This is a genomic window from Microcystis protocystis FBCC-A270, assembly GCF_050500235.1.
In the GTDB taxonomy this organism is placed as follows: domain Bacteria; phylum Cyanobacteriota; class Cyanobacteriia; order Cyanobacteriales; family Microcystaceae; genus Microcystis; species Microcystis ichthyoblabe_A.
The window spans coordinates 80475-96407 of the sequence record NZ_CP191407.1; the positions used below are offsets into that span (position 1 = coordinate 80475).

The following is a 15933-nucleotide window of genomic DNA, read 5'->3' on the forward strand; positions in this document are numbered from 1 at the left end:
AGAGCAGAGGCTCTTCTGGTTTCTGTGTGGAAACGAGGTCTATACTGATAGTTTCTTCGACAAAATAGTCCTAAAAGTGTTACCCGATAAGCATTTCACGATTCCATAAGCAAAAATTATCACACAAAGTCGAGAAGAGCCGAGCAGAAGAGCGAAAATAACAAAGTGAGCAGAAAAATGCAGGAAAATTAATAAGTACCCTATCCCTTATAGGGATATTTCTTAACAATTTTGTCAGTAAGCATTCTAACCCTTATCCTGACTTGATTTCAGTTTTTTCTTTGTCAGTAAGGGTGTCAACAAGGAATATTATAGATTGTTAACCGAGTCTTGAAAGCCCTGTGCTACAAAGGGTTAAAATGTTAAGAAAGATGTGACTAATGGATAAGACCGTATTCATAGTGATAGAGAGAGAAACGGTATATTAGAGAGATAATTTTTAATTTTTTCACTACTACCGAATCACCACCTTAAAATAATTAAGTAGGTAGGTGTTAAAAGTTGTCAGACACCCCCCTTATCAAGCTATCCATTAGTCACATCTTTCTTAACATAAAATTTGACAAAAAGAGAAAAGTGTGCAAGATGGCTCAAGGGGGTTCTATGGGGGGACTAATTTGATGAGATAGTTTCCAAGTCTGGCTGATATCATGTAACCTTCGCAGTCCCAACCAAATAGTTTTAACACCTGGTTCACCGTCACCTTTTCTACCTAAAAACCACCCAAGAGAAGCAATCATTCTGACTCGGGAGCATCCCAGTTTTGCAATGAGTAAAAATACTCAGGCAATATCGCCGTTGAGATAAGCACAACGTAGCTTCAAATACTGAGGAACATTCTCTGCTTTCCATTGTGCTCCCACAATTTTCATTCTTGCACCTATTTGCTTAATCTTTGACTCTACACTTCCAGAACCGATGCAAATCCCTTGTGATTGATAGAGTTCGTAATTGGGTATTCTTTCTCGATGTTTATCGACATATTTGGTGAAATTTATAGCCTGTTTCTTTTTGCATCCCTCTAATTCCTCTAAAACTCTTTTCACCTCTCCTTTCCATAAATTCTCTTTGATTCTATTCAGACGCTGGTTTGACCCGCCTATTTTATTCATATTCTCTACTAAATGATACCAATCCAATATTTCTCTCCTTTTAACACCGATTTTCTCCATCAGATTCCACACCCCATCATGACCATCTCCTAAACAGGTGACTACCTCTGTTAAGGGCTGACGGTTCACCCATTCCAGTAATTCTTCATTTTGCTGAAAAAATCCCGCACATTCTTGACCATGCAGACTTACTGCTTTGTAATCTCGACCTTGACTCGGTTGTCCTTTGGGCGTTCTGATTCTGACTTTTCCGACCTCTACACTCAATGCTTCTACCGGACTCTTTGCTTCTGCTTCCTCAAATTTATATCTTTGTACAAGCCTCTGTTGACTACTGCCTGAAACTGCCATTCCTGTCGCCATTTTGATATCTTTTTCCGCATCTTCAAAAGAGACTTTAGCCACTGCTCCTAAGCAACATTTCTCCAGCATGGGACTTAATCGATTATTCTTGCTTAATCCTAGTTTATCGGCTTGTTTCTCGCTTATCTTGACTTTCCCTATGATACTGCTTACGCTTTTGGTTCGCCCTGCTTGGGTTCCTGTTGCTGATTCAAAAAAAAATTGCCTATGGCAGGACCCAATGTAGTCAGCCAATGGTCTCGCAGGGCGGTTTCAATGCCCTCAAAGCTACGTAGTTGTTCTTCTGGGGTATTATCGACTAGAATTTGAGCAATGGCTTTTAAATGTTGATCTAGTTGTTCTTTTTGGTCTGTATTCATGATTAGAACTCTTGCAAATTAATTATATGTTATAATGATGAGTTAACTAATTTTCCCCAAGAAAATAGTTAATCAGTACATTCGTCCTGAATGAAAACTTGAAGTTTAACTGGCTCTTCGGGAATTGTTATGCAAATAATTAACTTAAAATAAAATTCGATGAGAGTACCTAAGCTCAAAAGTAGCTGAAATCCATACAGGGAAGGACTTAAGGCACAAACAGGTTAATGCCAAAAGATAGACAATTGAGTTAAGATTTGATATAATAGCCAAAAACGAGATTATTTTACTTATGATACTTGACAAATTTTTGAACCTACAAGGAACCTGTATTCAAGGCTATCGACACCTAGAAAATATCGGTATAGTTTGACCAGTCGAATCGAAAAATCAAAAAGCAGCCTGTCCTCGTTGTGGGTTAGAGAGCGATAAACTTCACCAAAATCATCGACATTTAGTCAAAGATTTACCGCTCTCAGGTCAACCAGTGTACCTACAAGTTAATCGTCGTCAATTTAAGTGCGGTAATTGTCAGAAACCCTTTAGCGAAGAGTTAGATTTTGTCGCCAAGAAACGAACCTATACGAAAAGACTAGCCGAGAATATACTCGAACAATTAAAAGAAGGAGATATTTTAAATGTTAGCCGAAGAAATGACGTAACGGAAGAAGAGATTCAAAGAATGATAGAGGACATAGCTGAAGAAATTACAGAGACAGACCTATCGAAATTAAAAAGACTAGGAATTGATGAAATCGCTCTAGTCAAAGGACAAAAAAATTACTGTGCGGTTTTAGTAAATTTAGATACGGGAAAACTAATAGCTATTCTAGAGAAGCGAACACAAGAAGAATTGAGGGAAACGCTTACGGGGTGGGGAAAAGAGGTGTTAGAGCAAATTGAAGAAGTCAGCATAGACCTTTGGTTGCCCTATAAAAATTTGGTGAAAGAATTGATGCCATCGGCCGAGGTAGTCGCCGATAGATTCCATGTAATGAAACAAATTAATCAAGAGTTAGACGAACAAAGAAAAGCAGAAAAAAGAGCCGTAGAAGCGCAGAGAAATAAAAAACAGAAAGCGGAAAAAGAAGCGAAGCTAGAAGTTTTAAAGCGAAGTAAATATAGCTTGTTAAAAAATGAAAAAGATTTAACGGAAACCCAAAAAATCAAACTAGAAGCTATCAAAGAAAATTTCCCAAATTTGAAAAAGATGCACGAGTTAAAGGAAGAATTTAGAAAGATTTATGAAACCTCAGAGAATCCGACAGAAGGACTGCTATCCATCTCGGACTGGTTGGCAAAATCCTCCAGTGTTTTTACCAAGAGTTGTCAAACAATCCGAAACTGGTTTGGAGAAATCATTAGTTATTTCGAGCGAAGGACAACTAATGGGGTGGTCGAGGGAATCAACAATAAACTTAAACTAATAAAACGGAGAGGCTATGGCTTTAGAAACTTTCGGAATTTTTGGGTTAGAAGTATGTTGTCTTGGCATCTTGTCTGTTGATTTAGCATAAAGGGTAACGAAGAGCCTAAATTCTTTTCTTCTCTTACCCAGACATATTGATTAATCAGTCCTAAAGGTATTCCTTGCGGTGACACTCCTAAGGTGGTATGAACTTTGAGACCAAAGGATTTTTTATAATCTAGATAACCCATTCCTTTTTTGGCTTTTTGCGTCGTAAAGTCTAAACTTGTTGTGTCTTGCACTGCCAAAACTATTGGATGTTCTTTGATTCTTTCTACTGTACTTTTGGCTTGGGCGGCAATTATATCTGAGGGGTGAAAATAGGGGGAATTCCAAAAGTCGTAGGTGGCACTCGCTGCGGCTAGATTTCCCGAAGCTTGTGGCACACTTGTACTAGGTTGGCTGGCCAAGTTTTCTACGATACTGATTAACCTTTTCTTTCTTCTGATGTCCCCTAGGTCTGCATACTGTAATTCTTGGGCTGCCCATTTCTCCATTTTTTTGCTTACCTCCACCTTAATTCCTTGGCTCTTCTGGTTTCTGTGTGGAAACGAAGCCTATACTGATAGTTTCTTCGGCAAAATAGTCGTAAAAGTCTTTCTCCGTCAACATTTCACGATTCCATAAGCAAAAATTATCACACAAAGTCGAGAAGAGCCATTCCTTCTTTCAAAACTATACCTATCAATCGTTTCCCCTTTTTTTAAGTTTCTTCTCTTTTTGTTAAGAAAGATCTGACTAATGGATAGCTTAATAAGGGGGGTGCCGATCCCCCCTGACCCCCTTGATAAGGGGGGTGCCGATCCCCCCTTAGTCCCCCCTTAATAAGGGGGGCATCTGATAATTTTTAACGCCTACCTACTGCCAAGATTTAATTCTATGCTAACACGCTGCTCGAAATTATCTTTTCTCTTGGGGACCTGTTCCCTATTTCTCTGGGTAAACCATCCCGTCACCCTCGCAACCCCCATCAGTCAAGACAATTCCCCCCCTTCCCAGTTTATCTGTCCAGCAGACTTAGCCACCGAGATCGATCGCATTTTGTCCCGCCCCGATTATCAAGGCGCTTACTGGGGAATTTTAGTAAAATCCCTTAATTCTCAGGAAAATCTCTATAGTCTCCACGAAAATAACTTTTTTACTCCCGCTTCTACTGCGAAATTATTAACCACTGCCGCCGCTTTTAGCAAATTTAACCGCGATTATCGTCTGAAAACCCCCATTTTAGCCCAAGGCAACCCCCCCGATTTAGAAACTTTAACCTTAGTCGGGAGGGGAGATGCCACCATAACCACAGAAAAGTTAGAAAAATTGGCAGAAAAGTTAAAAGCAGGGGGAATTAACTCAATTTATCGCTTAATTGTCGTTGCTAGTCCTTTTGTCGTCTCCGATAGTCAAAAAACTTGGGAATGGGAAGATGTCTTTTTTGACTATGCAGTTAGTGCTTCTAGCTTGGTTTTAAACGAAAATTCCGTCAATTTAAGGCTTTTACCGCGACAATTGGGGCAAAGCTTAGATTTACAATGGTCTGATCCCATTGCCGCTAAACAATGGCTAATTGAGAATCAAACCAGCACGGCAGCGCAAGGAAGCCCGAATAATCTGGCAATTAAGGGCAATTTAGCCAATAATCGCCTGATTATCACTGGTTCTCTGGCTATTGATAGTCAAGATGATTTTAATTTAGCTATTCCCCAACCCTCGGAGTATTTCCTCGATCGCTGGCGTAATATCCTCGAAAAAACGGGAATTACCGTTAAAACCGCCGAAATTAGCTCAGAAATTCTCGGCGATGAAATCACAAATTTAGAATCAGAACCCCTAGCATATTTGGTGGAAAAAGTCAATAAAAATAGCGATAATTTACTAGCCGAAACCCTACTACAAATGCTCGGCGGTGTCTCGGGATTGCAAGAAACTTTAACAAAACTGGGAATTAACAGCGATAGTTATAAAATCGGCGATGGTTCGGGGCTATCACGACAAAACCTGATTAAACCCAATACTTTAGGTCAAATATTACAACTAATGGCAGAAAATCCTGATTATCGTCGTTCTTTAGCTATTGGCGGCATTGATGGCACTTTAACCAATAGATTTCGCCAGACTCCCCTAGAAGGACGATTACAGGCAAAAACCGGGACTTTAACCGGAGTTATCGCTCTCGCCGGTTATCTAGAAACCGCCGACAATCAACCCCTAATCTTTAGCATAACCGTCAATAACAGCGATAAACCCGCCAATACTCTCAGAAACGGCATCGATGAGGTGATTTTGCTCTTAGGACAGTTAAAACGCTGTTAATATTGAGGAGGCAAAAGGCAAAAGGCAAAAGGCAAAAGGCAAAAGGCAGCTTTGTTCTCCCCAACACCCCAACTTCCCCAACACCCCAACCCGCAACTAATTCGATCGAGCCATTTAATCACAGAAGACTGTATACTTTTGTAAAAATTGCTTCTAGCTGACCTGTAGATTAATCGAGGGAGTTATTGATATATGTATATAGTTCAGGTTGCCTCCGAGTGCGCCCCGGTGATTAAAGCTGGGGGATTGGGGGATGTGGTATATGGATTGAGTCGAGAATTAGAAATTCGCGGTCATTGCGTGGAGCTAATCCTACCCATGTATGATTGTATGCGCTACGACCAAATTTGGGGCTTACACGAGGCTTATCGGGACCTGTGGGTGCCTTGGTACGGTGGCGCAATTCACTGTAACGTTTTTTGTGGTTGGGTACACGGGCGCTTGTGTTTCTTTATTCAACCCAATTCGGGGGATAATTTCTTTAATCGCGGTACTTACTACGGTTGTAAAGACGATAATATGCGTTTTGCCTTCTTCTCTAAAGCCGCTTTAGAATTTTTGCTCAGAAGTAATAAACGTCCCGATATAATTCATTGTCACGACTGGCAAACGGGTTTAATTCCGCCCTTACTTTTTGAAATTTATAAATATCATGGTATGGGCAATCAGCGCGTTCTTTACACCATCCATAACTTTAAACATCAAGGATTTGGTGGTGCAGAAATTCTCTGGGCAACAGGATTAAATAACGATTCTTATTACTTTAGCTATGCCCGAATGCGCGATAACTTCAATCCTTTTGTGATTAATTTTATGAAAGGTGGTATCGTCTTTTCCAACTATTTCAATACCGTCTCACCCCACCATGCTTGGGAAGCACACCACACCGATGTTAGTTACGGTTTAGGCCATACAATTCACCAGCATCAACACAAATTTACTGGCATTCTCAACGGTTTAGATTACAATATCTGGAACCCAGAAGTAGATAAATTTATTCCTGCACCCTACGGTATTGATAACTTCTCCGAGAAGGCACGCAATAAGAAGGCACTGCGAGAAAGACTCTGGTTAAGAGATGAACCAGAAAAACCCTTAATTTGTTATGTCGGTCGTTTAGATGACCAAAAAGGCGTACATTTAGTTCACCATGCCATGTATTATGCCTTAGCTCGCGGGGCGCAATTTGTCCTCTTAGGTTCCGCCACCGAATCGTTAATTAATAACTGGTTCTGGCATGAGAAAAATCACCTAAATAATAACCCTGATGTCCATATTGAATTGGGCTTTAATGAGGAATTATCTCACCTCATTTATGCGGGGGCCGATATGATTGTGGTTCCCAGTAATTTTGAACCCTGCGGACTGACACAAGTAATCAGCTTAAAATATGGAACCGTTCCCATTGTCCGGGGAGTTGGTGGTTTAGTTAATACGGTTTTTGATCGTGATTATGATACCTATCACAAACCGGAAGAACGCAATGGTTTTGTCTTTTTTGATCCCGATAATAATGCCCTAGAATCAGCCATGTCCCGGGCATTAGAATTGTGGTACACTCAACCGGAAGAATTCCAAAAATTAGCGATTCAAGGCATGGAATGCGATTACTCTTGGAATCGCCCTGGGGAAGAATACGTTGCCCTCTATGAAATGATTCGCCACAAATAAACTGTCTTGTCTCTAGCAATTCCCTGGCAGTTGTCAACAGAAATTCGAGGAATAGATTTGTTGAAATTACCGGGGAATTGCTTTAGTTTTGACCGACTCTTAACCCCACCAACAAACTTTTTGCCGCAAACCCTACTTAGTAGAGCAGAAATGTTAACTTTGCTTGGTATTCTTGGGTGAGGGGATGACTAACTCCCAAAATCTGAAATATGGCTAACATGGCTTTTCTTGCCCCATCCTGACGATATTTTCTACTTTCTTCCACCAGACTGATCAGTTTATCTAAAGCGGCGGCATAATCTTCTTTTAAAGCGAAATTAATCCCAGTAAAAAATATCGGATCGAGGGGATTATTTTCTGGTTTTAACTGTTGAAATTCTAGGAGAGTTTTCCAACCTTTGATAACAGGATTTTCCTCTTTAATAGCACTGATTAATCGATAGGCATCTGACCATTTTTCCAGACGCATGAGAAATTTTACCGCCATAATAATTAATCGCGGTTCGTTGGGATATTTAGGGAAAAGACGATCAAATAATTGTTTAGCTGCGGGCAAATTATCGAGGGCGATCGCTTCTTTGATTTCTGCTAATCCTGTTTCTAATTCCGATTGTAAATCGAGACGGGAAAATAAGTCTCTAATTTGTTCTTCTGGCAAAGCACCGACAAAACAGGGTAACACTTCTCCCTTGCTGACAATTCGCACATCTGGAACTCCTTCTACATCGTATTGTTCGGCCAATTCGGGACTTTTATCTATATCTATTTTTGCCAGGATAAAATTATATTCACTTGCCAGTTTTTCCAGCATCGGTTTTACCAATTTACAGGGTCCACACCACAGGGCATAAAAGTCTAAAATCACTGTATTTATATAGGACTTCTCGATCACTTCACTGTCAAAATTTGTCCCATCTACCTCGATAGAATATCCCATCTATTTCTCCTCTAATAACTTATTTTTCAGCTAGTTTTGTCTCACTTACCTCTTTTACCCAAAGGGCTAATCCTCCCCCTCGTCCCCGGGCTGCTATCATTGTTTCTGTGATCATAAAATAGGCAAAAAATGCCTGTTTTTTGATGCTTTCCTGATAAAAATTAGCTTCGCTTACCTGGCCATTTCTAATAAAACCTGAATAGAGAGAGCGATTAAATAGGGTTAAGTTGAGCCGGGTAAAATCAAAGGCGAGAAGACGGGTTTTAGGAAAAAACTTAACCGGACCGCTTACGGATAGTTTTACTGCCCCTAAAACTATCTGATTGCTGACGCTTCCAGAGATAAATTCTCCCGGTTCTAAACTCTCATTTCTTTGGTAAGAGATGGTAATTTTTAACCAGGATGGTAGATAGCGACCCTTACCCAAAACAATCCCCGCTCTCTTTTTCGCTTTTTGAGTTCCCGTGATCAAGTATAATCGCCAAGTACCGACTAAAGCCTCAAAAGTAAGATTTTCTTTAGTTTTTTTATTGTTTTTTTCTGTTGCTAAGAGAAATTCTAACAATTGAGATACAGGAGGGCGATTATTCTCCTCAAGTATTAGGGGTGAGTCGAGATTTATAACCATGATTTCAGACAGTGCCAAGATATTTTAGCTGAAGCTACCGAACTCGAAAAAGTGATCGATAAACCGGTTGACCTTTATTATAAGTGGACTTTTCTCTCTCCGTCGCTATGGGGAAAATATTTTCCGCTAACCAGGGGGTTTGATGTTGCCGAACAAAATGGGGATGTGCTTGAAATCTCTCCGTCATTTCCAGGGCGATCGATTCCACATCCGACTGTAAAAAAACCCAGCCTCCAGATACCATATATTTAGCCAAAGCTATGACTAATTCCGGCTGCACAACCCGACGCTTACTGTGACGCTGTTTAAACCAAGGATCGGGAAATTGAATCGACACCCGAAATAACTTATCTACGGGCAAAGATTGCAGTAAAATTTCTGGGGTAACATTCATATTGCCAAAAACAAAAGCGAGATTTTTTAATCCTAACCTTTCCCGTTCCTGATTCGCTTCAATTACCAAAGGTTGACGAATTTCAATCCCCAAAAAATTAATTTCTGGATATACTTGGGCCATTTGTAACAAAAATTTACCCCGCGCACAACCAATATCAAGATGGAGAGGTTGCGTCATATCCTGATAAACTTGATTCCAATCGGGGGGAGCGATCGGATGGCGATATTTATGACTTAAGGGATTGACGTGCTGACGAACGCGAACTTTAGCCAAAGATATTTTCTCCTCATTTCTCCTCGATCGATCTAGTTTACCGATATTTAGCCCAATTGCGTGCGATGAATTTCCGTTTCGCCATTCTCAGCGATCCTCATATCGCTTTACCCACAACCATTTTGAACCATTCTAATCGCTTTCATCTGGTGGAAGTGAGTATTCCCGCTTTAAAAATTGTTTTAGACCATCTGATCACCCTTAACCTCGATTTTCTGCTGATTGCTGGCGATTTAACCCAAGATGGTGAACCAGAAAATCATCGTTGGTTAGCCGATTGTTTAGCCACTTTACCCTTTCCCGTCTATGTGGTGCCGGGTAATCATGATGTTTTGAGTTTAACCGCAACAGAAAACCAGATCGGTTTAGGAGATTTTCCCTTTTATTATCAACAATTTGGTTACAGCGATCCAGAACAAATATACTACCAAAAAGAAATTTTACCCGGAGTGCAATTAATCGGTCTTAATTCTAATCAATTTGATGAGCAAGGTAAACAAATTGGCAGTTTAGATGCAGAACAATTGCATTGGTTAAAACAGATTTTACCAGCGCTAAAAAACGATCTAGTGATGGTGATGATCCATCATAATGTTATCGAGCATTTACCCGGACAAAGCAATCATGAATTAGGTAAACGCTATATGTTGGCTAATGCGGGAGAACTGCTCGATATACTAGAGGAAAACGGCGTAAAATTGTTGATTACTGGCCATCTCCACGTGCAGGATCTGGCTTTTACTAGAGGTATCTATGAAATTACCACCGGTTCCCTCGTCAGTTATCCCCATCCCTACCGGGTGCTAGAATATTGCGAAAACACGGTTGAATTAGCCATAGAATCTTTTCATCTGCAAAATATACCCGGATGGGAGAATTTACCCGCTATTTCTCGGCAATGGTTAGGCGATCGCTCTTATCCTTTTATGATGCGTTTATTAACCTGTCATCCCCTCAATCTTCCCGTGAGTCTAGCGGAGGAATTAGCCCCGAAATTACGCAATTTTTGGGCAGATGTGGCCCAAGGTGACACAATCTTCGATTTTAGCGATTTTCCGCCCCTAGCACGCCGTTATTTCTACGCTTTCAGTGCCATCGATCCCCTCGGTAATCCTCATTTTATCGACAATCAAGCCGTAATTAGTTTCAAGCATCAGTTCAGTTATCAGCGCTCAAACTTTCTGCCGGAGATGGGAGAATAGCTGCAACAAATAATTAACTATAGCTTATAGTTATGGTACGCGGCCGCTATCTTGGCAGAAAATATCAAAAAAAATCAATAAAAATAAATGGAAGCACTTAAAAAGGAATTAAAAAAAATCGGTTCTCTTGCCCTCTTTTTTTTCTTGGCTTTCGGTTATATTCTTCTGATCATGAAATTATTTCTGGAAGAGTATTCGATTACCACCTACGTGTTGGGTAAAGCGATCGTAGGAGCGATCATTGCCGCAAAAACCGTGGCCATTCTCGACGCAGCCATGAAGCTAGAATGGTTAGAAAATCGTCCCCGTTACGTTAGTGTTCTGTATCGAACCTTTGTTTATACCCTAGCAGCACTGATTCTCGGCTCGATCGAGGGTTTTCTGGAAGCTTATCGGGTAACGCGGGTGATTTCGGAGGCAATGGCCAAATTTTGGCAAAGGGAAAGTTTCTCTCAAATCCTTGCGGTTACTCTCTGTCTGGCAGTGGTTTTTTGTCTCCACAATCTCTGGCAAGAAATCGATCGCTATTGGGGTAAAGGCAAATTGAGAAAATTTTTTCTCGATCGCTCCTAGAGTAGAGCAGTTATCTTAATAGTGAAGTTTTCCTTTTGGGGAGTCGGGAGACTCCGAGACAGGAGACAGTCTTGAATCAGTTATCAGATCTGAGTTTTCAGTTCACTGATTACTGATTACTGTTCACTGTTCACTGAAAATACACCCCACACCCCACTTAAGAAGTATGTACGATCGCCCTATCTTTCGCGGGCAACCCCTGCTAGGATAAAATACGGGTGAAAAATTGCTAATCCAAGGAGTACAGACGTGATTGAACCTTTAGTGCTAGGGATTGTCCTAGGCTTAATTCCCATTACCCTAGCGGGTTTGTTCGTTGCCGCCTATTTACAGTACAAACGGGGCAATCAATTCGGCTTAGACTAAATCTATCACGCCAATCCCCCGAATTGAGAAAATCTCCCGTCAAGCTAGGCACTAGACGGGAGATTTTCAACAGGACAAATTTGCCGCTTAACAGATTGTGGCTGCCAGCGTTGCCATCCCCGCAAAACTTATCTGTCTTACTGGGAGAGCGATCGCCTAAAACCAAGAGCTACACGGCTGTTAAACTAGGAAAACGAATAACGGTTTCCGTGTATTCGGGAACCCATCCGGCGGTAGTGGTGAAGTAACGCACTGCTTTAACTCGTTTACTGGCAGTGAGGTGAAACCAGTGTTCGCTATGGGCGGGAACATTGATGTATTCTTGAGGTTGAATAGTTAATTCCCCCTGAGAACCATCGGGAAAGACGAAGCCAAAAACCCCCTCCCCATCAATGATATAACGCACCTCATCGTCAGCGTGGGTGTGACAGCGCTCGAATTTGGCCAGTAAAGTGTCGAGATTGGGAATTTCAGGGTGTAAAACGATTAAATCTCTAGCTTGATAACCCGCTTCTTGCTTTAGTTGCTCAAAATAACCGTCTAAGCTGGTTAAAACTATTTCTTTTTCTTCGTCAGTCAGAGAAGCTTGCTTAAGTAGCTGACGGGTGGCCTCGTTTTCGATCGGCCAATAGTTTAAAGTAACATTTAATTTGGCCAATTCCAGACTAATATCGGCTAACTGGGTATAGGTTGTCCCATTCTCTAAGCGTAGTATCGCCATTGGTTATCATCCTCAAGATTACTTTTTTCATTTTAAAGTTTTCCAGAGGCAAGCCGCTCGATTTTTTACCCCTCGAGCCCTTGCCAGTTCCTAGGATTTTCTGCTCAAAAATGCTATTATGGTCTATATCTGGGGAATTAGCTCAGTTGGTAGAGCGCTGCGATCGCACCGCAGAGGTCAGGGATTCGAGTTCCCTATTCTCCATTTTCCAGAGATATTAACCGCTTTTCAAGGTTCAAGAAAGATTACGAACCAGTCTCAACTTCCCAAAAAGGCGTTACTTTTATTTCTGGGGAGAATAGCAGAGGATTACTGACAGAAAAGCTAAAAGATTTGACTTGTGGTGGTAATTTTCCTTGAAAAAATGCCATTAATTCCTGATCATTTCTCGGTAAATGACTAAGGATAACTCCATTAGCTGAATTATCTTGAACAAAGCGAAAATTGGCTTGAGTTCCATCGAGATAATTAACGTTAATTATCACGGGAGGGATTCTAAATATTTTTTTGATTATTTTACCGAACCAAGAATATTCAAATTTAACTTGAACACGAGTAATCCCACTATTACGAGTAGGTAATTCATAGACTTGATCCCAAGTAACATTAGTAGTCTCTCCTAGAGGGGTTGGAATGCAACGACTGACTTTTTGTTTTTCTAGAAGATAAAAGTTGGTTTTGATTGCGGGGACTTGGAAGGGCGAATTTACCGAGTCAAGTTGATAATTACAAACCACATAGGAAAAGGCTTTAGGTTCATCAAAAAAAGGATGTCTGCCATCAATAGCTTGAAAGTGATAAATCAGATAATCTCTGGGAGATTGAGATAAGCTTTGATAATTTAGTTCATCCAGTTTTTCTGTATAAGCACCATAAGATTGAATAATCGGCCGCGGTTTCCAATTAAGCTGATTGCCCGGAATAAGTGAAAATTCCCAGGGAATTATATCAATAGTTTTGCCTTGCACTTTTTCCAGCACAGAATCGGGTATTTTGGTAGCGGTAGCAATGACTTGTAAATTTTGAGTTGTACTCCTTTCACCTCGCATTTCTAATTCTCTGGGATTAAGGATAGAGGAAATGACAACCCCAATATTATTAGCCACCCTATCGGGACTGAAATTACTCCACTGGCGAGCATTTTCCAATATAGTCCAATTAGGACTAGAGGTGATAATAATACATCCCAAAAAAATTATTCCCCAAGCACAATAAGCAATTTTCTTAAACCGAGATTTTTTAATAATTGTTGTATAGAGAGAAGCTAAGAGAATAACCACAAGTGTAAAAACAACAACGTGAGCATCTTGCCGAACAAATCCATGCTTAAATGATAAAAATATGGGAAAAATATAGGCAATAGCCAGACTAATTTTTTGGTCTATAATTGCCAGAGACATTAAAAGCAAACTTAAGGCAAAGCAGAGCAAAGCAATTAGTAAACGCGGGTAATTTCCTACAATACTCATCGCACTGGAATAACCAGAAGAAATTTGCCAAGAATTGCTCAAATATTCCATGAGAGAGGGAAAATTATCTAGATTAATTGTTTGGATAAGAAGTAACCCATAAAGCCCATAAAATACTAACAGAGGTAAGAAGTTAAGTAAGTGGTTATGATTAAATAGAAGATAGATTCTGCCTTTGATACCCCTTGCCTCTCTTAATAAGGGGGGTGCCGATGGGCGGGCAGATCTGACGATAAACCAGAGAGTTAAAGCCACTCCTCCGGCAATGCAAAAATTAACTATAATGTGAATAAAGGCTCGGTTAGAGGCAGCTGGATAGAGAAAAATAAAGGCAATGGAAGGAATGGTTAAAGTTAAGTTAATACCAGCGAGAACATTTTTTATAACTATCGATGGTGACTTCTGAAAATATCCCCGAACAATATTAACGATTATGTAGATAAACAGGCTGCCTGCTAGATAAATTCCTAGAGTTAGTTTCGTGAGTATAGAGAACCCAGTGATTATGCCAATAGCCATAGCTAAATAATTGATATACTTTTGAAAAAAGTTATCAAAAGACATGAGTATCAGGAGGATAAATATTATCTGATAATCAACAGTAAAGCCGACACTGTTGTAGGGATTTCCTACTAGAGTAGCAAAAATAATTGACAGCACAAAAACTATTTGATTGCTATAGCTTTTAATAAATAATAATCTGAGAATAACCACCGCTAATAGACAAAGGTGTATCAACCAGCGAAAATAGATAATTTGGGAAAAGTTGTAATTTAAAGATGTGCCATGAATCAGATAGCCTAGGGGTCCATAGGTGAAGATAATATCTTGACCAAAAATTAACTGTTTATGGGCAGCATCACTAATAGCAAAAGCCCAAGAAGGATCTAAACCAATTTCTAGCCAATCAATAATAGGCAAATTTGCCAGAAAAAAGTAGGCAGTAATGATAATTAGTATTCCTTTGACTAATACAGGTGAATCGAGAGATTTTTTCTGCATAATTTTTGAGTTAAAAAATTCCTTTTAATTCCTTCTCGTGATTATAAATCCAATCAAAAATATCTTGGATTAATTTTCTACCGTCTCGCTGGGGTTGCCATCCAGTTATAGAACTGATTTTGCGAGAATCAGTGATAAAAATTGGCATATCTCCGGTGCGATTTTCGGGAATTGCCTCAATCATTATACTATTGCCCGTGATTTCTTGACATAGTTTGGTGGTTTCGTAAAGAGACAAAGAAAAATCTTGCCCACCCCCCACATTAAAAGTCTGCCCTTTGAATTGTTCTAAATTAGCAATCTGAATATCGATTAAATCAAGTAAATCAGCTACATGAAGAAAATCTCTAACCTGTTTCCCCGTACCCCCATAACCGATGTATTTTAAGGACTTCTGAAAGTAATGATTAGCCACCCAAAGGGCAAAAACTCCCTGATCAACTTTTCCCATTTGCCAAGGACCAGTTAAAACTCCACAGCGATTAATTAAAGTTCTTAATCCGTAGGCATCCCCATATTCATTAATAATCAATTCCGATGCTAACTTAGTGGAACCGTAGAGAGAACGGGGCAAATCTAGGGGAAATTGTTCACTAATACCAAAAGCAGAAACCCCGGGTAAATTTTGCTGTTCAGATAACTGAAAACGAGTATCTGTTTCTGTATAGTTTAATTGATTAAGATAGGCAATGGGATAAACTCTGCTGGTGGAGAGAAAAATAAAATCTGCTTGGGTTTGTCTAGCTAATTCTAAACAGTTAATCGTTCCAATTAAGTTAGTTTGCAAAACGTAGCCGGGGGAATTATAACCAGCTAAAACCGAAGGTTCTGCCGAACATTCTAGGATTAAATCCACTGGCAAAGCGGATGCTTCTAAGTCTTCCGCATTTCTGACATCTCCATGAACAAATTCAATTCCTGCTTGTTTGAGACGGGGAATATTTAACTCGGAACCGCGACGTTTTAAGTTATCTAAGGCGATAATTTTCCAATCGGGATAACGTTGGGCTAATCCTAAACCTAAAGAACTACCTACAAAACCCGCACCACCAGTAATTAACACTTGTCTAGTCATAATTGTACAATCT

General features: G+C 40.0%; 12 protein-coding genes, 1 tRNA gene and 3 pseudogenes. 7 read left to right on the top strand and 9 right to left on the bottom strand.

Annotated features, from left to right (window positions below):
- Positions 1-590: 590 nt before the first annotated feature.
- Both ACQY1X_RS00345 and ACQY1X_RS00350 read right to left on the bottom strand, forming a co-directional pair.
- Positions 591-746 (bottom strand): annotated as a pseudogene (locus ACQY1X_RS00345) (IS4 family transposase); the annotation flags it as partial.
- A 36-nt stretch (positions 747-782) separates the two neighbouring features.
- Positions 783-1834 (bottom strand): ISKra4-like element ISMae18 family transposase gene (locus tag ACQY1X_RS00350; RefSeq protein WP_420064666.1). Its coding sequence is split into 2 segments (ribosomal slippage): positions 783-1678 and positions 1678-1834, totalling 1053 coding nucleotides; the frame shifts between segments, so codons are not numbered across the junction.
- Positions 1835-2126: 292 nt separating this feature from the next.
- On the opposite strand from ACQY1X_RS00350, the pseudogene ACQY1X_RS00355 reads away from it, so the two are divergent.
- A pseudogene (locus ACQY1X_RS00355) lies at positions 2127-3341 on the top strand (ISL3 family transposase).
- 23 nt (positions 3342-3364) lie between these two features.
- Here ACQY1X_RS00355 and ACQY1X_RS00360 read toward each other — a convergent pair.
- A pseudogene (locus ACQY1X_RS00360) lies at positions 3365-3799 on the bottom strand (IS4/Tn5 family transposase DNA-binding protein); the annotation flags it as partial.
- 382 nt (positions 3800-4181) lie between these two features.
- On the opposite strand from ACQY1X_RS00360, the gene dacB reads away from it, so the two are divergent.
- Together dacB and glgA are read left to right on the top strand one after the other, a co-directional pair.
- Positions 4182-5606: a D-alanyl-D-alanine carboxypeptidase/D-alanyl-D-alanine endopeptidase gene (gene dacB, locus ACQY1X_RS00365; protein ID WP_430013738.1), complete on the top strand. Its 1425-nt coding sequence runs from the start codon at positions 4182-4184 to the stop codon at positions 5604-5606.
- A 192-nt stretch (positions 5607-5798) separates the two neighbouring features.
- Positions 5799-7277, top strand: a complete 1479-nt coding sequence (glgA, locus tag ACQY1X_RS00370) for a glycogen synthase GlgA (RefSeq protein ID WP_123230000.1) — start codon at positions 5799-5801, stop codon at positions 7275-7277.
- A 136-nt stretch (positions 7278-7413) separates the two neighbouring features.
- On the opposite strand, the gene ACQY1X_RS00375 is transcribed toward glgA, so the two are convergent.
- Genes ACQY1X_RS00375 through trmB form a run of 3 tightly spaced genes read right to left on the bottom strand, consistent with a single transcriptional unit; the run spans position 7414 to position 9512 of the window.
- Positions 7414-8214 carry a tetratricopeptide repeat protein gene (locus tag ACQY1X_RS00375; protein ID WP_430013739.1) on the bottom strand — a complete coding sequence of 267 codons (801 nt, stop codon included), beginning with the start codon at positions 8212-8214 and terminating at the stop codon, positions 7414-7416.
- 19 nt (positions 8215-8233) lie between these two features.
- Positions 8234-8842: a hypothetical protein gene (locus ACQY1X_RS00380; RefSeq protein WP_430013740.1), complete on the bottom strand. Its 609-nt coding sequence runs from the start codon at positions 8840-8842 to the stop codon at positions 8234-8236.
- 34 nt (positions 8843-8876) lie between these two features.
- Positions 8877-9512 (bottom strand): tRNA (guanosine(46)-N7)-methyltransferase TrmB, encoded by a 636-nt coding sequence (gene trmB / locus ACQY1X_RS00385; protein ID WP_002777978.1) that lies wholly within the window; start codon positions 9510-9512, stop codon positions 8877-8879.
- Between the two features lie 65 nt (positions 9513-9577).
- On the opposite strand from trmB, the gene ACQY1X_RS00390 reads away from it, so the two are divergent.
- The 3 genes from ACQY1X_RS00390 to petG all read left to right on the top strand — a co-directional run bounded on the left by ACQY1X_RS00390 (position 9578) and on the right by petG (position 11653).
- Positions 9578-10714 carry a metallophosphoesterase family protein gene (locus ACQY1X_RS00390; RefSeq protein ID WP_430015257.1) on the top strand — a complete coding sequence of 379 codons (1137 nt, stop codon included), beginning with the start codon at positions 9578-9580 and terminating at the stop codon, positions 10712-10714.
- A gap of 87 nt (positions 10715-10801) precedes the next feature.
- The gene (locus ACQY1X_RS00395) at positions 10802-11287 is read left to right on the top strand and encodes a hypothetical protein (protein WP_002736827.1); all 486 of its coding nucleotides are present in this window, start codon (positions 10802-10804) and stop codon (positions 11285-11287) included.
- A gap of 249 nt (positions 11288-11536) precedes the next feature.
- Positions 11537-11653 (top strand): cytochrome b6-f complex subunit V, encoded by a 117-nt coding sequence (gene petG / locus ACQY1X_RS00400; protein WP_002738052.1) that lies wholly within the window; start codon positions 11537-11539, stop codon positions 11651-11653.
- Positions 11654-11822: 169 nt separating this feature from the next.
- Here petG and ACQY1X_RS00405 read toward each other — a convergent pair whose 3' ends face one another.
- Complete coding sequence (locus ACQY1X_RS00405) at positions 11823-12374, bottom strand: 1,2-dihydroxy-3-keto-5-methylthiopentene dioxygenase (RefSeq protein ID WP_002736975.1); 552 nt, start codon at positions 12372-12374, stop codon at positions 11823-11825.
- A gap of 131 nt (positions 12375-12505) precedes the next feature.
- Between ACQY1X_RS00405 and ACQY1X_RS00410 the strand changes: the two genes are divergently transcribed.
- Positions 12506-12578: transfer RNA gene (locus ACQY1X_RS00410), tRNA-Ala, on the top strand.
- Positions 12579-12619: 41 nt separating this feature from the next.
- Here ACQY1X_RS00410 and ACQY1X_RS00415 read toward each other — a convergent pair.
- Positions 12620-14845 carry a hypothetical protein gene (locus ACQY1X_RS00415; RefSeq protein WP_430015258.1) on the bottom strand — a complete coding sequence of 742 codons (2226 nt, stop codon included), beginning with the start codon at positions 14843-14845 and terminating at the stop codon, positions 12620-12622.
- 10 nt (positions 14846-14855) lie between these two features.
- Positions 14856-15920 (bottom strand): NAD-dependent epimerase/dehydratase family protein, encoded by a 1065-nt coding sequence (locus ACQY1X_RS00420; protein ID WP_430015259.1) that lies wholly within the window; start codon positions 15918-15920, stop codon positions 14856-14858.
- Between the last annotated feature and the right edge of the window lie 13 nt (positions 15921-15933).